Source organism: Gottfriedia sp. NPDC057991 (assembly GCF_042886615.1).
GTDB lineage: Bacteria > Bacillota > Bacilli > Bacillales > Bacillaceae_G > Gottfriedia.
Window position 1 is genome coordinate 1308166 of the sequence record NZ_JBHVQN010000001.1, and the last position, 21641, is coordinate 1329806.

Sequence of the window (21641 nt, forward strand, 5' to 3'; positions counted from 1 at the left end):
TATTGAAAAATCAGTAAAAATATCTTATCAAATTTATTAAAAATATACTATTTTCATTTACCTTTCATAATTGTATGGGATTATAAAATGTATTTAAAATTACATATGAAGGGAAATGATATTTTAATGTCATCTGCAAAAAAAATTGTAAAGTCGTCTATTAGTAAAATTCCTCAATTGACACTATTGTTTTGGATTATGAAGATTGCGGCGACAACGCTTGGAGAAACGGGTAGTGATTTAGTTACTGTACCTGGAACAGAAGATAATTATTTAACTCCTTTTCTTTTCTTCGTTGGTGTATTCGCTGTCTTTTTAACAATTCAATTGTTTGTTAAGAAATATGTTCCATCTGTCTATTGGACGGTTATTCTATCTACTAGTCTTGCGGGAACAGCGTTTTCAGATTATATGGATCGTTCATTAGGATTAGGTTACATGAAAGGCTCACTAATTCTAATAAGTTTACTTGCTATTATTTTTATTTTTTGGTATTTTACAGAGCCAACGTTAAATGTAAAATTTATTGAAACAAAGAGGGTTGAAGTTTTATATTGGATTGCCATTCTTGTATCTAATACATTAGGCACTGCAGCAGGTGATTTTTTATCACATAAAACTGAAGGAGTAGGTACATTAGCAGGTGGAGGAAGTTACCTGGAACAAGGGTTAGGATTAACGATCTCTCAAGGGGCAATGCTAACAGGTGGTTTAATATTATTAATTCTTTTAGCTTATTGGTTTACAAATTTAAATAAAGTATTTTTATTTTGGTTAGCGTTCGTACTGACACGACCGTTCGGAGCAACATTTGGAGATTTCCTAATTAAGCCACAAGAAAAAGGCGGTTTAGGATTAGCGAATGGAACACAAATCGCATCTGCAATCTTATTAGGAGTTCTTATAGTCTGTATAATCATCGAGTATATCGCAAATAATTCAAAATTAAATAAATCGAAAATGAATGATTCTAAAATTCAAGTAAGTTAAGATCATTCAGGTTTATATAAATAGGAGAATGGGAGGAAAATAAGTTAACTAACTTCCCATTCTCCTATTTTTTTAGTATTTATAAGAAAAAAGCTGCCAAAGCAGCTTTTTAAGTGTTTGTTCTAGTAAAAAGAGAAATAAAGTTAATTGATTTCTTTTAAATCTAGCCATTCAGAATAGGTCAAAATGTTTAATTCATCTTTTTTACTTACGACATAACTAACAAGCGTTTTAAACTTTTCTGGATCAAAATTCATTTGAGCTTGATCAGCTTTTTTATCAAATCGATGGTTAGTAAATACAATCGATTGTTTCGTCTTAATTGCAAAGTCAATTTGATCTTTAACCCAAGAAATGTCTGTACTAGGAAGTAAATTAATCGTACGAACTTCATATTTTTTGATATTGTTTGTTTGTATGCCATCCTTAATGGTGCGAGCACTTCGATAATGCTCTTCCTGCAAGATTTTCATTGTTTCTTGATTATAAGACCCATATGGATAAACAGCGATATTACTTGCTCTTGTAAAACAGTGTTGATCTAGCCATTCACGTGCATCGTTTAATTCACTTTTTTGCCCTTGTTTATTTAAACTTGCTAAATGTCGATGTGTATTTGTATGATTCATCAAATCCCAACCAGAACGATATAAAGTATTTAATTGACGTAATGACATATATCCTTCAGTACCTATTTTTGAAGGAATGACAGCAATACTTCCTTTTATATCATTATCTTTTAAGATTTGAAAACCTTTCGTAAATTGCGTTTCCCATCCATCATCCATTGTAAAAATAATGTTAGCTTTATTTTGGTTTTTTTGATTTTCTTGTGGTGTGTGTACTTTACTTTGCAAAGTTTTACAATTTATAGTTTGCTGCAAATTATTTTGTGGTTTAGGCGCTGACAAATAAGAAGCACTACTTTTCATAAACGGATATGCTATCAAAAATGATGAAATTAGAACAGCATATACAATAACAAGTTTTTTATCCAACGTTCTTCATTCCTTTATCCTTTTCTAACTCATAAATTCTCCCAGATCGTGAAACTTTGTTCCAATCATTACGGTTTATAAAATAGGAAACAGTTCCAAATAGGACAAAAAATAATGTTACAAAACGATAGACAAATAAGTCTAAAATAATTGTAACTGTCAATCTTATCTTTTCTTTGCCTTTAAATTTAACGCCGTAATAATTAGCTAAATACATAGCAAATATACTATAAATTAAATTTAAAGATACGACTCCAAGAAGATAGAATAATAGTAGATTTTGAGCATGTCCTATATTAGTAAACAACATATAGCCAAAATTAAAGATCGTAAAATAAATAGCAACTGTACCTAAAATAAAAGAATCGATTAACATAAAGAAAGAAACAGTGCGAAATAAAAAGGTCTTTATAAGCATCGGAAAATAATAAATGATACAATCAATAAATGCCTTTTGCCAACGAATTCTTTGTTTAAATAAATCCTTCCAGGTTTCCGGACACTCTGTATAACATACAGCATTTGGGACAAAAACCATTCTCTTGCCAGGATTTTTTAAAATGTATTGTTGAAATTTTAATGTAATGTCGATATCTTCTCCTAAAGTCTTTCGATATCCACCAACTTTAAATAAAATTTCTTTATTAAAAACCCCGAATGCTCCTGAAATAACGGAGAGTGCATCGAATTTTGCAAGAGAAACTCTATTAATATAGAATCCTTTTATGAATTCAAAAATTTGAAATCGAATAATATGATTTACCGATAAAGTATGCTCGATATTTTTTTGATTAAATTGGACACCTTGAAGGGGGTGTACCATTCCTCCTGCTGCTAATACATCAGGATCTTGGAAAACTTCATTCAGAACATGCAAGGCGTCGTTTGCAAGAATACTATCTGCATCTAAAGTTACGACTAATTCATTTTTAGAGTATTCGATTCCAGCGTTTAAGGCATCATGTTTTCCGCCATTAACTTTGTCAATTACGTAAACATTAGGGTAAATAGTCGATTTATAAAAGTTTTTGATTTTATTACTCTTTAACTGATTTGATATTTTTCGATCTTCCGGTGTAAGACGAAGGAGTTTATGTAAAATTTTCATGGTTCCATCTTGAGATCCATCGTTAATATAAATAACTTCTTTATCTGAGTAACCTAATCTATTTATGCCTTTTATAGCTGTTTCGATAATGCTTTCTTCGTTAAAGCAAGGTATGAGTACACTGATGCTTTTATTAGTTCGTACTGGGTTTTGTTTTCGTTTCTTACGATTATAAAAGATTGGAAGTGCATTTATCATATGTAAAAGTGGGAAAAAGGTACATAAGAAGAGGATGAGAATTGTAATAAATTGCATAATTAAAGCTCCTTAAAACTTGTATTGTTAAGTACTAGATCGAATTATGAAAGACAATAATCAATCAATACAAAAATAGATTTTTACTAAATAAACATAAGAATATATTAACGAGATTTTGGTTTGTTTAATATGTTATTTTTTGAACAATTTATTTCAAAATGAATACTAACAATACAAATATTAAAATGTTTTCGAAATCTAGTAAAAATTTCACGTACCATAATGAAATTTTTAAAAAAATATTTATTTTTAAAGAAGAAGAAGGGTAAGGTCTCTAGAAATGAAATTACTATAAATACACTATTCTCTTGAGGGCTTATTATTTGAAGATGGGGTAGTATTTAAAAATGTATTTCCTTTAGTTGAATGACAAAAAACATTGCACTTTATTTAGATGGATAGAAAATCTAGCTTATTAAGCTTGGATGATAGAAGTCATTATATAAATGCTAAAAAAATCTGAAACAATAACCGATAAATCTTTGCAGTAATTAATCTGCCAGTATCCAGTATAGAAAAACAACGGGTATATTTCAGATGGTTGAAAGCGGATTAATAGTATGGGCTTAACCAAGAGATGTATCTTTAAGGGAATAAAGTATATTTTAACATTTCAATTGGAAAACAGTTGTTTCATGTATTCCATTACCAAATTCGTTAAGTTAAAAAAGATGAAATAAAATAAAACAACCGAAAACTTAATAAATAGATTCGGCTGTTTTATTTTAGGTTAATTTTTAATGAATTAAAGTATTATCTAACAAATAATCCTACAATCGTTCCTGTTAAAATTGAACCTAGTGTAGCAACTAATAATACTTTTAATCCAATTTTAGCAAAAAGCTCTGATTGTTTTTTATCAATCGCAGCAATTGCACCATATATAATTCCAATTGATGAAAAGTTAGCAAATGATACTAAGAATGATGACACAATCGCAACCGTTTTTGTAGATAAATTAGGAATGATTTTTTGGAAATCAAGCATCGCAACAAACTCATTCGCAGCAACTTTTGTACCCATAATTGATCCTGATCGTACTAATTCATCTGTTGGAATGCCCATGATGAAAGCAACAGGTGCAAAAACATATCCTAAAATTTCAGTAAATGTCATTCCGATAATCGAATTGAATACGAAATTAATCATTGCAAGTAAACCAATGTAGGTAATTAACATTGCCCCTACAATTAAGGCTACTTTACCGCCATCAAGTGCACCGTTACCAATGGCTTCAAATAATGACTTTTCTTTAATCATTTCTTTGACGTTAATATCTTCATCTTGTTCTGATGTAACAGGACATGCCATTGAAGAAAGAATTAAACCAGAGAACACGTTGATCGGTAGTGCAACTAGTACATATTCAGGAGGAATCATTTGCATATATGCACCTAAGATCGAACATGATACCGCTACTAACGAAGATGTAACGACAACAAATAATCGGTTAGGTGTAAGTTTATGTAATTCAGTTTTAACAGAAAGAATTGCTGTTGTATCACCGAATACCATACTATTTACAGCAACGAATGACTCAATCTTTGGTAATCCTGTAATTTTTGCAACTGCACCACCGATATATTTAATTGCTAACGGTAGTATTCTTGTGTAAGTCAAAATTGATAATAATGCAGATACGAATATGATCATCATTAAGACGTTAATCCAGAAATAACCCTTTGTCGATAAATCGCCGAATACAAATGAAATACCTTCGTTACCAAAAGATAAAACTTTATTAAAGAATGAGACGATCTTTTGTAAAACTGTTCTTCCAATTGAGGTTTTTAGCATAAACCAAGCTAAAATCAATTGAACTACTAACATTATTGCAACAGCTTTATAATTAATGTGCTTTTTATCATTAGACATTAACCAACAAATAGCAAATATCAAGATAATGCCAATGATTGCGATAATATATGACATTTATTTTCCTCCAAACTACAAAAACGTAGAATAATTTCTAATTTGCAATCTTATTGTTTCCAATCAGTTTAAAAATATCATTAAATAATGAAAGGTTTATTTATATAAATAGCTGAACTAATTTCATCCCACCCCATACACCTATAATTCCACAAATTGCTGAAAATACAGGTGGTGCTGGAATTGGTAATTTAATGAGTGTAAATACAACTCCAACAATTAAACCTGCGATTAAGCTCATAATTATTTCATGCATATTTACTAACTCCTTTTGTTGAACACTTTTTTGTATTTACGTTTGATACATAAATTACTTATAGCCATCTTCTCTGTTAATAGGGTATTATCCCCAAAATTCATAGCTAATACAAATTACTGCAATAAAGAAAACTTTTTTTTGTAAATCAAATGGTTGGTAGGTAAAAAGAATGTTTTTAAAGAATATATTTGTATAGAAAATTCTAATCTCGATGGCATAACTTTTAGAATATATACAAGCTGAAAGGAGCTTATGAATGAAACAATCACTTCTGCAAGAAATTCATGATTTTACTTTATTTGGTGAGCATACAGATCATTTTGAATACTTAGCAAGTGGAAAAGATGGAGATGTATACACTAGAGACAATTATGTTATAAAAGTATTTAAGGAAGATGGAAAAAGTCGAGATGACGGAATGAAACTTCACCTTCTAAAGCGGAGTATATACTATCCAAAAGTTCATGCATTTACGAATGATTTTATGGTAAGTGAACGTGTATTTGGTGAAACTTTTTATCAATTAGATGGACACAGTAAAAATTTACGTAAACAATATGAAACAGAGATTAATCAAGCGATCTTTGATGCTCAAAATGCAGGTTTAAATGCATTCGACTTGCATAATCATAATTTAATGTTATCGAATGATGGCGAAGTTCGAATTGTTGACGTAGGTCGATTTTCACTTGAAGAAGAAACTCTCCAGTTAGGATTTTTTAAATCATTGTTTGGAAGTTCCCATCGACGTCATCGAAAACATAAAAGACGTCATGATCACTCATCTTCAAGGCATCATTACAGACATTCTTCATCATCCAGACGCCACCATCGTAGACATTCAAGTTCTTATAGTTCATACTCTTCCTAAAAAAAGTCCACCTTTATACGAAAGGTGGACTTTTTTGTCAATTGCATAAGTTATAATGGAATGGAAAAACTAACCAATATTATTAATTGTAAAATTGGAGGGCAAAATGTATAAATCAATCATATCGTTTATGCTTTTAATATTTCTTGGTTTTTCCTTTGATCATTTCATGGTAGCAGAGGCTAGTGTATTTACGAAAGAAATGTTAAAAAAAGAAATCGAGAATTACGGAGAAAAAGCAACTAACAAAATCCCTGCATTCTATAGTAAAGAAGAAGCGTTAAAAAATGGGGATATATTAATAATAGGAAGAACGACCACTCATAATGAACGGATTCAAACTTTTATTCATAATGTAAAAAATAAGAAGCCTGACTTTATTCGATTTGTTGAATTTACTTCAAAAGGTGATCCAGTGATTACTGAATATCAATATAATGGAAAATTAATTTATTATCGATTTGATAGTTCAAGGGATCGAACAGACCGATATCGAAAAGGTACATTTGCAATGAGTAAATTTGTTACAGGACCAAAAGTTTTAGAAGATTATTGCCAAAAATTAGTCGTAAATTCAAAATCGTCATATTTAACAAATTGTTATCATTTTGATAAGGTGGAATTTTAGTTTTAAAAACGTCGGTTTCAAAATCGGCGTTTTTTGTATTTTAGTTACTTGTGAGAAGAGCAGTTGAAAAAATTTCACTCACCGTAATTTATATTCAAAATAATTTTAGATTTTAAAAATAAATATTCTTAATAAACAGCTATTCAAATTTAAGAATTTCACGTACCGTAATATATTCTTAAAATTTAATTCTTTTAACGATAAGATGGACAAAAAGTTCCAAACTAAACTATAATTTCTACATATAACGAATAAAACTACTACTAAAAAATGGAAATAAATAAGATTTACCAAAGGAGTAAATAAAATGACAGAAAATATAGTTCAAAATGAGAAGACTGAGTTCATAAAATACATACCTCCAAAAGGAGAATTTACAAAATTTTTGTCTGATGAGGATTATTTAGAAAAAGGACGTTCATGGGGTTTATTTAATAAAAATCCAAAACATGATTTTTTATTCAAAGGTCAAGATTTTCAAGTAAATGTAAAGCTAGTTGGCTATGAAACTTATGGGGTTACGGATGAGTATCATACAATTATTATTGAATTTGAAGATGGCAATTTAACATGTATTCATCCTGCTTATTTAAAAGAAATGCAATCTCCAAGCTTTAAGAAAGTCTACACAGTTGGAGAAAGTGATACGAAGATCAGTGAAGAGAAGAAAACAGAGACTGAGGCAAAGTCAAAAGAAAGTACTTCTAAAGCTACTACAAAGAAAAAAGTAGAAAAGAAAGAGGAAGTTTCAATCACATTACCAACTGATAAATCACATTTTAATGGCGCGGTTAAAGAATTTAGTACAAAATATAATCATTTTAATGATAGCGAAGAAGAGATTGTTATTTGGGAAAATGTGGCTGTCAAAGGAGATCAAGATTTATTAATTGGAAATGCTTGGTGTTCATTAAGTAAAACTTTAAAAGCAGCCGAGTTAGAGGTAGGTAAATTATATCAATTTGATGGTAAAGTAGTTGATAAGAAATTAAACAAAGAGGTTAAATATAAAATAAATAACCCTTCAAAGGTTGTTGAGATTTAAATTAAGACCGAGAATAGAAGAGTTTCAAATTAATTTAAATTTAGATTAAGCGAATTCATATATTATCATTTTTGGATGAACAATGAATGTTTTTAATGTTAATATACTTGAGCAAGTTATAATTCCAACAAACGCCAGTTATGGTTTTTTTCATAAGTTAAAAAATATTATGCTTTAATTTTTAGAAAAACAAGTTCCTTTGATTAGTTTATAAATTGATCTTAATTGACCTATTAACTGATAAAACAATATTACTTTACTTTAAATAAAAGGATATTAAATTAGGTTTTTAGTGTAACCCTTTTTTGTTGAATAAAGTTGATTGGAACAAAAGGGGTGCTCGACTCCTATGGGAAATGCGGGAAGCCTGAGACCTCACAGGAACGAGCGTGACGAGGAGGCTCAAGAATCTCGCCCCATGGAAAGCGAGCATCCTGTAGTGGAAATCAACCACACTCAACCCCTTTTACGAAAATTTTGTTAATTAATAGACATGATTGGTTTTCAACAGCGTGTAAAAAAGCTAGCTCATGCAGTTAGCTTTTTTTAATTTTCAAATCCTACTATTATTATCAAAACTAAGTAAATGCTTACATGATTTTCTTCTTTTAGACAAATAATTTAATAAAACATACTATCTATAAAAAAGTTAATAAGAGTCTATTCCTGAAAATTGGTAATTTAAGTCTTGAATTACTACTTTTTACTAATCATAAAAAGAAGTTTAGTATCTTAATACACTTATTTAGGGGGCGTATTTGTTGAGAAGAAGAAAAATTGGTATAACGTTTCTTACTTTTGCTTTAGCAAGTTCTTTATTTTCAACTACAGCACTTGCAGCACTAGCAAAAGATAATAATGTTACTACTTTTGAAAAGATTGAACTCGTAGGACTTGGAGACTCCATAACATTTGGTTTCAATTTAGGTACTACTAATAATATACCATCAAATTATGCGTTCCCTTTTCTTATTGGTGAAAACGCAAACCTTGAAGTACGTGATTTAGGCGTTCCAGGTTGGACAACAGATCATCTTTTGCAAGCAATAAAATATGATACCAATTTCAGACGATCAGTAAAACATGCAGACTATATTACTTTAGATATAGGAAATAATGATTTATTACATACATTGAAAAAAAGTAATAATATAGAACAACTTCCTGGAAAAATTGCTACGATGATGCCAAAATTAGCAGAAAATTTAAATGAAATAATTAAGGAAATTCGTGGACTTAGCGATGCTCAGATTGTTTTGTACAATTTTTATAATCCATTTCAAGTAAGTAATCAACCGATGCATTCCTTATCAAATCAATTATTATCGCTCATTATTAATCCAAAGATTTCGAGCATTGCAGGTAAATACAAGAATGTAAAAATAGCTGATGCTTTTTCTGCGTTTGATGAGAAACAAGCAACTTATGTTAGAAAGGGAGATATACATCCAACTATTGATGGACAAACTGTACTAGCTACGATTGGAATGAACGCGCTAGGTATAAAAAAATAAAAAAATATTGTATTAAGTTTTTATTTTTCACTTTAGCTTAATGTAACTGCTTTAAAAATATAGGTTAACCATAAATTGTGGTTAATCTTTTTTTATTTTAGTTATGTCTTATGCTATTTAATTTTGAATCTAGACATAACACTTTCATCATAGAACTATATATTAATATTTACTAAAAATGCCAGTATCAAATGATTTTAAATTTAGGGGGGATCTAATGGAAAGTATCCATGAGATACTAAATGAGATTACATCATCTAAAGAGGGTGATGTATTAGCTACAATTATTCATGTAGTAGGCTCAGCATACCGGAAAGAAGGAACTTCCATGTTATTTAAAGGAAATGGGAAAGAGGTTGGCTTACTTAGCGCCGGTTGCCTTGAAGCAGATTTGTCATATCGAGTTCAAGAAACGAGAGTAAGAAAAACACCTCAAACTGTTATTTATGATATGAGATCAGAGGATGATTTATCGTGGGGAAACGGGGCAGGATGTAATGGGATTATTACTGTGCTTTTAGAGCCAATTGATGAAAGTATGTTTAATTTACTAAGTAAATTAAAAACATTCCTATTAAATGGTATGAGTGTGTCGATGATGAAAATTTTATCTGATGATAATAATGACGTTGAAACTTTGTACTTAGTGGATGAAAAGACCTTTTTTGGAAATTGTAATGAGCAAATTACAGATCAGCTGAAAAGTGTTCTAAATGAATTACATGATACTAATCAAAAAAGTGGGATTCGAACAATCAAACCGCTTGAAACTAAAGTATATTTACATACATTTCATCCAAAGCCTCGCCTTTTCGTGTTTGGAGCTGGTAAGGATGCGATTCCTTTAGTAAAACTTGCATCATTAGCTGGATTCTTTGTAACAATAACCGATTGGCGTGCTGATCTATGTTCTAAAGAATACTTTCCAGACGCAGAACAAATACTTGTGGGCTTTCCGAGCGAAATTATACCAAGACTTCAATTGTCTACATCTGATTCTGCCATAATCATTACCCATCAATTCCAAAAAGACAAAGAAATATTAAATCATATTTTAAATATTAATCTTAAGTATTTAGGAGTTCTTGGTGGAAAAAAACGAATACAACGACTTTTGGAAGGTAAACAAGTAGATTCAGAAATAAATAGTCCTGCCGGCCTGCAAATTGGTGCTGAGGGCCCAGAAGAGATTGCTATCAGTATTGTTGGTGAAATAATTCAAAGACAAAGAATAAAGAAGATTAAGCATGAAGAATAGTAGAATCATTGCAATTTTACTTGCTGCAGGTAGTAGTAAAAGAATGGGTCAGAATAAAATTTCACTTCCATTAGGCAATTCTACAATTGGAAGTTTTGGTTTACGTAAATTTATCAATTCTAATATTGACCATGTTTTTGTCGTAACAAAAGAAAATGATTCACTAAATTGGATTAGCAAAGATCTTTTTCAAAAACCCTATAAAGATTTTTGGACACATGTTCCATGTACCAGTGCAAACAAAGGACAATCATTCTCTTTGAAATGTGGTTTAACTCAAGCTCTAAAAACAAAGCCTTTAGGGATCATGATCCTCCTTGCAGACCAACCTTTTTTATCGATTCAAACAATTAATGTATTGCATCAAAATTATTTAAAGCGTGTAAGTGAGAATTCAACAATTCCTTTTTTAGCAGCAAGTTTTCAAGGTGTTCCTAGACCACCAATCATACTGTCGCCTAATTTGATACCTGACCTATTCATGTTAAATGGAGATGAAGGAGCAAGAGCAATTATTCGGAAACATACTAATTTAGAAGGAGTATTAGTAGAATTTGGGAATAAGTGGGACTTTTTCGATATCGATACAAAAGAAGCATATGAAATTGCGAAGGGAGTTGATCTTAGTTTGTGATTAAACCAGGAGGTGCAAACTTATATTATCCTGTTGTTTGGTTTCCAGATACAATTGAAAAAGCATACGAGTTAAAACGGCAATTTTTTAATAATTCATGCATTATCGCAGGAGGCACTCATTTACAAACTCATTGGGAAAAGGGAATACTGTGTCCTGAAAATTTAATTAGTATAGAAAACATAAAAGAATTGCAGGAATATAAGTTAATTAATAAAAATGGGCAAACTTTAATGCAAATAGGAGCGTTAACCACATTAGATAGTTGTAGGAATAAACCAATCTTCCTTGATAATGTCCCAATACTAGTGGAAGCTGTTCGAAATATTGCATCTCCAGCAATTAGAAATAGAGCAACAATCGGGGGAAATATTGCAAATGGTAATGGTGATGTCATTCCTGCTTTATTAGTATTGGATGCGAGTCTCGTTTTATTTGATGGACATCATATGCGAGAAAAAAAACTAATAGAATGTATAAAAGAAGAGAAATATTTATCAAATTCCATTATCGTGAGCGTTCAAATACCTGTACAAACAAAGAAATCTAGTGAAAGTTATTTCTATAAAAAAATAGGATTAAGAGAGAGTTTTTGTCAAAGTATTGTGTGTATATCTGGTTATTTAAAAATTGGCAAAAAAAAGATGATCGAACAAGTTCACTTAGCAGTTAGTGGAAGTTCATTTTTACCTCAGCGGTTAGCTAATACTGAAGAGATTATTAAAAAATTATACCTGCCATCAATTCAATTAAAGGACATAGCTCAAACAATTAAAAAGGAATTCAAACCTCCTTCTGACCATTTTTCATCCTCAAACTATAAACAGGAGATTACAACTAATATTATTGTTTCCGAGATTACTAAACTAGCTAGTAAATAAGAGGTGAACAATGAGTAAAAATCTGATTCCTACAGAAAGCGAAAGAAGAATCCGTCCTGATGGTCTAAGCAAGGTAAGCGGTGAAATGAAATATCTAACAGATCTGTCCTTTCCAAACATGTTATATGGAAAAGTATTAAGAAGCACTGAGCCACATGCTGAGATTTTATCCATTTCGATTGAAGAAGCTGAAAAACTTTCAGGGGTTAGAGCTATTGTTACTTATAAGGATATCCCTGGTTTAAATGGTTTTGGATTAATATTTCCTGACCAACCTGTTTTTTGTAAAGATCGTGTAAGATATGTCGGTGATGCAATTGCTGCTATTGCCGCTGATACAGAAGAAATCGCTGAACAGGCATTACATTTGATTAAAGTCGAATATAGAAAACTACCTGTTATAGATAGCCCTGAATTAGCGCTTCGCCTTGATTCACCTAAATTACATGAACAAGGAAATATTTTACATCAATCTAAATATCAAAAAGGTGATGTTGAGCAGGGATTTCGAGATTGTAGTACGGTTGTAGAAGAAACTTATGATTTACCTAGGCAAATGCATGCCTACATGGAAACAGAAGGAGGAATAATTGTCCCTGAAACGAACGGGAATCTAACAGTATATGTTGGAACACAACACGGTTTTAAAGATCGGTTTCAATTGGCTAGGATCCTAAATATACCTGAAGAAAACATTCGGGTCATCTCTAGCCCTATGGGTGGTTCATTTGGAGGTAAAGATGAACTTAATATACAACCTTATGGTGCATTGTTAGCATTAAAAACGAAATGTCCAATAAAAATTCACCAAAGTAGAAGTGAATCTGTTAAGTCTGGATTAAAGCGTCATCCAATGAAAATTACAATGAAAACGGGTGTCAACGAAAATGGGGAAATTGTGGCACATAAAGTAAAAATTATAGCTGATACTGGTGCATACGCAACATTAGGCCCCGCAGTTTTAGATTTTGCTATTGAGCATGCTCCAGGACCATATATTATCCCTAATATTGAAATTGAAGGATTATCAGTATTTACAAATAATGGAGTTGCAGGTGAATTTAGAGGATTTGGTGGAAACCAAATTACGTTTGCTCTTGAAGGGCAAATTGACCGACTTGCTAAGAAACTAAAAATGGATCCTATTAAATTTCGTTTGAAAAACTTAAGAAAAACAAATGATTTAGGGCCATTAGGTCAACAAGTCGTACCAACAAATGGTGCTTATGATGTTTTAAGTCAAATATCAAAATCGCCTATACTAAATAAACAGAATGATAAAGAAGTTAGTCAGAATTGGAAAGTTTATGGAAAAGGTATTGCACTTACAATGCATGGTGGGGGGCTTGGAGTTGACAGGATAGACCCATCAGGTGGTCGCTTAACTTTTACACGAAAGGGTAAAATTGAAGCAGCATTTGGATTTGAAGAATGTGGTCAAGGTATACTTGCCGTAATAGAAACATTATTAATCAATGAATTTAACTGTTCTGTACAAGATATAAAGATTATAATTGGCGACACTGATTTAGTGCCAATTAGCGGTTCTTCAACAGCATCTAGAGCTACAAGCATGGTGTGGCATTCTTTAAAAAGAATGGAAGCTTCGTTTAAAACTCAGCTTCTTGAACTAGCCCAAAAGGTTACTAGAGTACCCATTAATATTCTTAAAATGGGACCTAATGGGATTTGGATGAAAGTTAATGGTAGAGAAGATAAATTGATGATGACTTATAAAGAACTTGCTCAAAAAATGCCTCGTAAACAAGAAATAATCGTTCAAACTTCTTTTGATTTTCCGATAAGTCCTGATGCTATTGTAGGAGGTAGTCACTATCTTTATTCCTTTGCATCCGTTTTAGCACAGGTTGAGGTTGATCTCCTAACTGGAAAAACCAAGATAATCCGATTAGATCAATCAGTAGCTGCTGGTCCAGTTGTTAATCCTTTAGGTTATAAAGGACAAATAGAGGGTGGGGGTGCCATGGCATTAGGGTATACATTGATGGAAGACTCGATAATGGAAAAGGGTTTATACGTTTCAGATAACTTTGATACCTATCTGATACCAACAATTTGTGATGTTCCTTATCAATTAAATGTAGCACCTATAGAAAGTCTTGAGGACGAAGATTCATTTGGGCCAAGAGGGGTTGGAGAAATCGGCACAGTTGCTGTTGCTCCTGCAATTGCTAGGGCAATTTTTGATGCAACAGGTTGCTGGATAAATAAATTACCAATTTCTCCGGAATATTTATTGAAATTAATAAATTCAAGGAGATGAGATAATGGGTATGAAATATGATCAAGATCAACCTATTCATTTGCTTGAACTTAATTTAAAAATAAATAATATTGAAAAACAATTACATGTTGCGCCTACAACGCGTCTAATTGACATTTTACGAGAACATTTAAAAATGACAGGAACAAAAATCTCTTGTGAAATTGGTCGATGTGGTGCGTGTGCTGTCCATATGGATCATAAACTAGTTAATTCATGTTTAATGCTGGCATATCAAGTAAATAATACTTCAATCAGTACAATTGAAGGTATAGCAGATGTAGAACTCCATCCTATTCAGAAAGCTTTCTTAGAAGAGGGAGGGTATCAGTGTGGATATTGTACGCCAGGGATGATTATGGCTGCAAAAGCACTCCTCGATACAAATTCAAATCCAACAGAAGATGAAATTAAAGAAGCTTTATCGGGTAATCTATGTAGATGTACTGGATATACAGGAATTATACGCTCGATCCAAAAAGCAATTGCAATGATAAAAAAGATTGATAAATAAATTCATGTAGGAATTAATAATACTAGTTTAAAACCTTTTCCTTCTATATTTATCCTATGCTTCATAAGGGTAATATGAAGGGATTTTTTGTGTTTAAAGATATTTTTAATTTTTTTTACGGTGCATTTGCTTGTTTTTGTATTTTGAAAATAATAAGCAATCTGGTGATAAATAATAATTCTAACTCTCAGTTCAATTTATTTTGTTTACTTTTAATCATAATAAAAGAACGCCAAAAAGATGGTTTTTTACACGGATTTAATTTGAAAAAAGGATTTAAATCCATTTCTTTTAAGTATATTAATGAAATCATAAATTTAATTTGGTTAGTTATTTGTATTTAACTGAAAAGTAGGACAAAGGTTCGTTTTGAGAAAATTCAGAAATATGTTATTCTAAAAATAGACTGGGTTAGATAGGTTTTTAGTCATCTAAAAAAAGAAGGGGTATGATGACTTTGGTTTCAAATAGTAATTTACCATTAAATGAAGATAATCAATTAATTAGTCATGTTGACCTACATGAAGTTTTTAATAACATGGCAGAAGGATGTTACTATTTAAATTCGAAAATGGAATTTGTTTTTATTAATAAGGCTGCTGAAGCAATGATTGAAAAGCCAAAAGAAGAGTTAATCGGTGTTTGTATGTGGAATGCATTACCTAATTATGTGAACTCAGAAGTATATCATTATTACAATAAGGCCTATAATGAACAAAAAATCCAATCGTTTGAATCAATAACGGAATACTCACTTATAACATATGAAATTAAGGTAATACCTGATCAGAATGGGATACTAGCAATTTTCATTAATATCTCTGAGAAAAAAATACAGGAAGAAGAGCAGAGATATTATGAAAAACTAAAAATAATTGGAGAAATGGCTGCTGGTGTAGCGCACGAAATTAGAAATCCACTCACTACAGTAAAGGGATTTTTACAATTAGGGTTACAAAATAAAGATTTTGAAAGCTATAGCCAAATATTTGAACTTATGATCGATGAAATTAACCGGGTAAACGCAATTATTACCGAGTTTCTCGATATTGCAAAGAAAAAGCCTAACAAACTTGAAGAACATAATTTAAATCAAATAATAAATACTTTATATCCATTACTTGAAACTAGAGCATTAAAAGAGGACAAACTGATTCTAAGAGAGCTAAATGAAATTCCTAATTTAATCATTGATCAAAATGAAATCCGTCAGTTACTTTTAAATATGGTTAGTAATTCTTTAGATGCATTGAATGTTAGAAAAATTGTAAAGATACATACTTATATAGAAGACGATAAAATTGTTATGTCAATTAATGATGAAGGATCTGGCATTCCACCGGAAATAATTGAGAGAATATCAACTCCATTTGTCACATCAAAAGAAAATGGAACTGGATTAGGATTAGCAATTTGCTATGCGATTGCTAAGAGAAATAACGCAACGATTGATTTTACAACTAGTGAAAATGGTACGGATTTTTATATTAGATTTAATAGATGACTACTTTTTGCTAGAAATTAGTTAAAGCTTTGTCTCATTATAAAGTTCATTGCTATTTTTTTGCTTAATAAGTTGTTAGAATTGATTATAAATTATGATATAATATGGTTATAATAAAAAAGAGTATGGTGCTGGTAACACCAAACTTAAGTACTACATCCGTAGTGATACGGCTGACAAATATGTCCTTGGGGAAGGACGGTTACTTCTTATTAGAAGTAATGTTGATGATGGCAACGATTAAGCTAATTAGCGCGATCGTTGCCATTACACTTTCTAGCATTAAACTAATTGTTTCATTCTCCGTCATAGGCATCACCACCTTTCAAAGAAGGGGAGGTCAGCCGATGCCCAAGTTATGTAGTATCACTATTAAAACATTTTCCGACATTTTTCGCTTAGGGTTATTTGAAAGATTTTCCAGTTGTTTATAACAAAATTATGACTAGTAAAGCATTGAATCCCCGATCTGATAAATAAGAAATAGAAAGGCTCGATTTAATTACTTATAACAAAGTTTCACAAATGTAAAATTGTGAACTTTGTCACAAAGATACATAATATAGAGAATATACTCTAAACTTTATATGTTGATTTTAACTTAAATAAAAAGTTCATTAAAATGGGTGCCTAAATATTCGGTAAAACTGAAATTTCGGCACCTCTTATCTATTGATTAGAAGGAACTTAAAAAGATACAATTAATACATAAATAAAAGTTCATTAAGACTAACAAAGTCTAACATATTTCATAATTTAAATAGAAGAACTTCTATTTGGCTAACAGACAAAAGGAGTGTGCATGATGGAACGGAAAAAAATAAATAAGCTTTTACTTTGGATGGTAATTTTGTCTCCAGTTTTATTCTTTCTAATACCGATACTAGTCGGTTTAATCTTAACTCATCCATTTAGACGAAAAACCGAACAAACTCCTACTGATTACAATTTGCAATTTGAAGAGGTTGAATTTAAGAGTAATCATGATCAAGTTGTGCTAAGAGGATGGTGGATTCCAGCAAAAAATTCTACAGCAAAAACAGTCATTACTGCACACGGGTACACAGATGAACGAAGTCAAAAAAAGATTAATGGTCTTCGAATTGTGCAATCAATCCATGAACGTGGGTATAATGTATTGATGTTTGACTTCCGTAATAGTGGGAAATCAGGTGGACGAACAACTGGAATTGGCTATTATGAGCAGCATGATTTATCGTCGGCAGTAGAATATGTGATTAACGAACGAAATCAACAAGAAATTGTTTTGTTTGGATGGAGTATGGGTGGGGCGACATGTTTACTAGTTGGTAGTCTTCATGCGCAAATTAAAGGAGTTATAGCAGACAGTCCATTTCATGATTTACAAACTTATTTGGAAGATAATTTAAGTGTTTGGTCAAAATTACCTAAAAAACCTTTTACTTCAATCATTTTACGTTCGATGAAACATTTATTAAAGATTGACCCAAAAGAAGTGTCTCCGGTCATATCAGTTCAAAAAGGAAATTCAACAAATTATTTATTAATTCATGGAAAGAATGATTTGAAAGTACCATTCAGTAGTAGTGAAATGATCTATGATCAAATCCCTAATGAAAACGAAAAAACATTATGGCTGACAGAACATGGACATATTACAACATTTATTGAAGAACCGGAACCATATACTAAGAAAGTGATTGATTTTATTGAAAAGACGTTTTCGTCTAATGCAAATTGAATAATTAATTAGATTTTGTGAAACAGATGAACCTTAAGGAAGGGGTTATCTGTTTTTTTATTGAGAAAGATATTCTTCAGTACATGAAAGTAGAGCGTGTAGAAAATACTACTATTTATAAATTGGTTTAAATAAAAAGTATAATTTTTGCCCTAAAAAGCTCTATTTTACTAAAAAGGCAGGCGAACTAAGATGGCAAATGAATACCGTTCGCGAGAGGAACGTAAACGGCTGGAAAAGCCTTCAAAAATTTCCGATAAGTCTGAAGGCTTATGGAAAAAAATTACTGTAACATTATTATCAATCGTAATTGTTTTCATACTGATTGGTGTTGGAATATTTTCATATTTAGTTAGTGGAGCACCCGCACTAGATGAATCAAAACTCAAAGTACCGCTATCTTCTACTATTGTTGATAAAGATGGTAAAGTTGTAGCCGAATTAGGAAGAGAACAACGAACAAAAGTGTCCTATAATGAAATTCCTAAGGTTGTAGAAGACGCATTTATTGCTACTGAAGATGTGCGATTTTATAAACATAAAGGCGTAGACATTCGACGGGTATTCGGTGCAGTTTTAGCGAATATAACTGGAGGTTTCGGTTCACAAGGCGGAAGTACAATCACACAGCAAGTAGTAAAAAACTCATTTTTATCTTCTCAAAAAACGATTAAGCGGAAAGTTCAAGAAATGTACTTAGCTTTTAAATTAGAACAAAGATACTCAAAACATCAAATATTAGAAATGTATTTAAATAAAGTATACTTTTCGAATGGTCTTAAAGGGCGAGGAGTTTATGGTGTAGCCAAAGCTTGTGAAACTTATTTTAGTAAAGATTTATCTAAAATTACACTACCAGAAGCAGCAACTTTAGCAGGTATGGTGAAAAGTCCAAATAACTATAATCCTGCAAGGCACCCTGTTGAGTCACAAAACCGTAGAAATACAGTTTTAAGTCAAATGAAAAAATATGGTTATATTACTGAGGAACAATATACAAATGCAAAAGCAATTTCAATGAAATCATTAGTAAAAGTTCATGAATCTGGTGGTACAAAATACAATTCATTTATCGATGTAGTCGTAAATGAAGTTGAAAAAAACAGTGATGCAAATGTTTATACCGATGGTCTAACAATTCAAACAACATTGGATCCTAAAGCTCAAGATACAGCAGATGAAATATTAAGTAGAGGAAAAAGCTTCTATCCTAGTGATGAATTTCAAACTGGATTTGTATTATTAGATACGAAAACGGGTGAAATTCGAGCAGTAGGCGCTGGTAGAAATACAAGTACTGGTGGTTTAAACTTCGCTACTGATATTAAAAGACAGCCGGGATCTTCAATTAAACCTATACTTGATTACGGTCCAGCTATTCAGTATTTAAAATGGTCGACTTATCATCAAATTCTTGACGAGCCTTATTCTTATTCCAATGGTACACCTATTAGAAACTGGGATCGAAAATATAAGGGGGATATTTCAATCCGTTTAGCATTAGTTGATTCACGAAATATTCCTGCATTAAAGACTTTCCAGGCAGTAGGCGCAGATCGTTCTAGAGAATTTGGGAATGGATTAGGATTTAATTTTTCGAAAAATACATATTATGAATCTTATTCCATAGGAGGATTCACGGGTGTATCAGCAATGGAGATGGCAGGGGCATATGCTGCCTTTGGAAATGGTGGAATCTATAATAAGCCTCACTCCGTTAAAAAAATTATTTATCCTGATAATACTGAAAAAGTATTTGCAACTGAACCTAAACAAGTAATGAGTGATTATACTGCATATATGATAACAGATATGCTTCGAGATGTAGTAAAAACACCACTTGGTACTGGTAAAAGAGCAAATGTACCAGGACTCGATATGGCAGGTAAAACAGGTACGACAAACTACTCTGATGAAGTAAAACAAAAATACGGATTTCCGAATAACGCAACTCGTGATAGTTGGTTTATAGGATATTCTTCTGATGTTACAATGGCCGTTTGGACAGGGTATGAAAAAAATGAAAAAAATAATTTTCTTGGTAAAGGCTCAACGAATATTGCAAAATTCATTGCAAGAGATATGTTAGCTGCCAATGGAGATCGAAACGCAATCTTTAGAAAACCTTCATCAGTCGAAGAAATTCGAAATGAATTATACATTCGAGGAGAAAAAGTAGATGATATTCCTAAAGATATTGTGATTGAGTCAGCAAAAAATGTTAAGGCAAACTATGACCCGGTTACAAGTAATATTTCATTAAATTGGACGTATCCAGCAAATCTGCTTCAAAAAACGTCTTTTGAAGTAAGTTATACTGTAAATGGTGCAGCGGGACAAACTCAAAAAATTCAGGGAACAGCAACAAGTATTAATGGAATTGTCCCTGGAGATATTGTGAAAATAACCATTATTGCTACGAATGCTGAAGGTAAGAGTGGACCTGTTACAGTTACCGTTGATTTATCTTCAACTGAGCAACCAACTACACCACCAGCAAATGAAGGTGGACAAGGAACTGGAACAGGAGGAAATGGACAGGGAACTGGAAATGAGCAAGGGAATGGAAACGGGACAGGAGAAGGTACGAAGCCTGGTGAACAAACACCGGGTACAGGAAACGAAAATGGAGATAATACTGTAAATCCAATCGTCCCTAATCCTACTAATCCACATTAAATATAAATTTAAAACGCATTGAGAATGTTATCAATGCGTTTTTTCAAGTGAATAGTGTTAAAGGAGTTTTAAAATGGAAGATAAAATAAGTATTAATATTTTTTTAAAAGAGTCGGATAATCCATTTGCAAGTTTTTATAGCCATGACAATTTACACTTAAGCGCTGAATTAGAAGATTTTATATTATCTAAATTACATAGTGCTAAAAGAAAAAATATAGAGCTACTTTTTGATGGTCAAACTGAATTTGATGAAAATTCATTAAAAACAGCGACTGTGAACTCTTTTACAAATCTTGTGAAAACTGATGAACGAATTTATGCTAGAAATATTAAAAAGTCCATTATTTTATTTGTGTTTGGTATTATCATTGGCTTGTTCTACTTAAAGCTTCAAAAAAGTCATGCCTATATCGGAGGCATATTAAGCATTGTATGTTGGGTTTTTATTTGGTCAGGTACGGAAGTATATTTCTTTGAAAACTTGCAAATCAAACAAAAGATTAAAAAATGTAAGAATATTCTTCATGCAAATATTTACAAAAAATGAGAATGCTAAAG

At 31.5% G+C, this 21641-nt stretch carries 18 protein-coding genes; 14 read left to right on the forward strand and 4 right to left on the reverse strand.

Annotated features, from left to right (window positions below):
- Positions 1-87: 87 nt before the first annotated feature.
- Positions 88-990 carry a COG4705 family protein gene (locus ACFVR2_RS06655; protein WP_387360005.1) on the forward strand — a complete coding sequence of 301 codons (903 nt, stop codon included), beginning with the start codon at positions 88-90 and terminating at the stop codon, positions 988-990.
- 143 nt (positions 991-1133) lie between these two features.
- On the opposite strand, the gene ACFVR2_RS06660 is transcribed toward ACFVR2_RS06655, so the two are convergent.
- From ACFVR2_RS06660 to ACFVR2_RS06675, 4 genes are all read right to left on the reverse strand, one after another.
- Positions 1134-1988 carry a polysaccharide deacetylase family protein gene (locus tag ACFVR2_RS06660; RefSeq protein WP_387360007.1) on the reverse strand — a complete coding sequence of 285 codons (855 nt, stop codon included), beginning with the start codon at positions 1986-1988 and terminating at the stop codon, positions 1134-1136.
- A complete protein-coding gene (locus ACFVR2_RS06665; protein WP_387360009.1) occupies positions 1981-3351 on the reverse strand; it encodes a glycosyltransferase family 2 protein in 1371 nt (456 codons plus the stop codon). The genes ACFVR2_RS06660 and ACFVR2_RS06665 overlap by 8 nt, the downstream gene beginning before the upstream one ends.
- A gap of 756 nt (positions 3352-4107) precedes the next feature.
- The gene (locus ACFVR2_RS06670) at positions 4108-5286 is read right to left on the reverse strand and encodes a NupC/NupG family nucleoside CNT transporter (protein ID WP_387360011.1); all 1179 of its coding nucleotides are present in this window, start codon (positions 5284-5286) and stop codon (positions 4108-4110) included.
- A gap of 100 nt (positions 5287-5386) precedes the next feature.
- Positions 5387-5542, reverse strand: coding sequence for a XapX domain-containing protein (locus ACFVR2_RS06675; protein WP_025671048.1), 156 nt, complete (start codon positions 5540-5542; stop codon positions 5387-5389).
- Positions 5543-5801: 259 nt separating this feature from the next.
- Here ACFVR2_RS06675 and ACFVR2_RS06680 point away from each other — a divergent pair, with 259 nt between their 5' ends.
- From ACFVR2_RS06680 to ACFVR2_RS06740, 13 genes are all read left to right on the forward strand, one after another.
- Positions 5802-6416: a hypothetical protein gene (locus tag ACFVR2_RS06680; RefSeq protein ID WP_387360014.1), complete on the forward strand. Its 615-nt coding sequence runs from the start codon at positions 5802-5804 to the stop codon at positions 6414-6416.
- Between the two features lie 106 nt (positions 6417-6522).
- A complete protein-coding gene (locus ACFVR2_RS06685; RefSeq protein ID WP_387360016.1) occupies positions 6523-7044 on the forward strand; it encodes a DUF4362 domain-containing protein in 522 nt (173 codons plus the stop codon).
- Between the two features lie 307 nt (positions 7045-7351).
- Positions 7352-8089 carry a hypothetical protein gene (locus tag ACFVR2_RS06690; RefSeq protein ID WP_387360018.1) on the forward strand — a complete coding sequence of 246 codons (738 nt, stop codon included), beginning with the start codon at positions 7352-7354 and terminating at the stop codon, positions 8087-8089.
- A 761-nt stretch (positions 8090-8850) separates the two neighbouring features.
- Positions 8851-9603 carry a GDSL-type esterase/lipase family protein gene (locus ACFVR2_RS06695; protein ID WP_387360020.1) on the forward strand — a complete coding sequence of 251 codons (753 nt, stop codon included), beginning with the start codon at positions 8851-8853 and terminating at the stop codon, positions 9601-9603.
- 217 nt (positions 9604-9820) lie between these two features.
- The gene (locus tag ACFVR2_RS06700) at positions 9821-10861 is read left to right on the forward strand and encodes an XdhC family protein (protein ID WP_387360023.1); all 1041 of its coding nucleotides are present in this window, start codon (positions 9821-9823) and stop codon (positions 10859-10861) included.
- Positions 10851-11495 carry an NTP transferase domain-containing protein gene (locus ACFVR2_RS06705; RefSeq protein ID WP_387360025.1) on the forward strand — a complete coding sequence of 215 codons (645 nt, stop codon included), beginning with the start codon at positions 10851-10853 and terminating at the stop codon, positions 11493-11495. The genes ACFVR2_RS06700 and ACFVR2_RS06705 overlap by 11 nt, the downstream gene beginning before the upstream one ends.
- Complete coding sequence (locus ACFVR2_RS06710) at positions 11492-12376, forward strand: FAD binding domain-containing protein (RefSeq protein ID WP_387360027.1); 885 nt, start codon at positions 11492-11494, stop codon at positions 12374-12376. Before ACFVR2_RS06705 ends, ACFVR2_RS06710 begins: the two co-directional genes overlap by 4 nt.
- A gap of 10 nt (positions 12377-12386) precedes the next feature.
- Positions 12387-14660, forward strand: a complete 2274-nt coding sequence (gene pucD / locus ACFVR2_RS06715) for a xanthine dehydrogenase subunit D (protein WP_387360029.1) — start codon at positions 12387-12389, stop codon at positions 14658-14660.
- A gap of 4 nt (positions 14661-14664) precedes the next feature.
- On the forward strand, positions 14665-15174 hold the full coding sequence (locus tag ACFVR2_RS06720) for a (2Fe-2S)-binding protein (RefSeq protein WP_387360032.1): 510 nt from the start codon (positions 14665-14667) through the stop codon (positions 15172-15174).
- Positions 15175-15625: 451 nt separating this feature from the next.
- Complete coding sequence (locus tag ACFVR2_RS06725) at positions 15626-16678, forward strand: ATP-binding protein (RefSeq protein ID WP_387360034.1); 1053 nt, start codon at positions 15626-15628, stop codon at positions 16676-16678.
- Positions 16679-17483: 805 nt separating this feature from the next.
- Positions 17484-18401, forward strand: a complete 918-nt coding sequence (locus ACFVR2_RS06730) for an alpha/beta hydrolase (protein ID WP_387360036.1) — start codon at positions 17484-17486, stop codon at positions 18399-18401.
- Between the two features lie 192 nt (positions 18402-18593).
- Complete coding sequence (locus ACFVR2_RS06735) at positions 18594-21080, forward strand: transglycosylase domain-containing protein (protein ID WP_387360038.1); 2487 nt, start codon at positions 18594-18596, stop codon at positions 21078-21080.
- A 73-nt stretch (positions 21081-21153) separates the two neighbouring features.
- A complete protein-coding gene (locus ACFVR2_RS06740; RefSeq protein ID WP_387360040.1) occupies positions 21154-21630 on the forward strand; it encodes a hypothetical protein in 477 nt (158 codons plus the stop codon).
- Positions 21631-21641 lie beyond the last annotated feature (11 nt).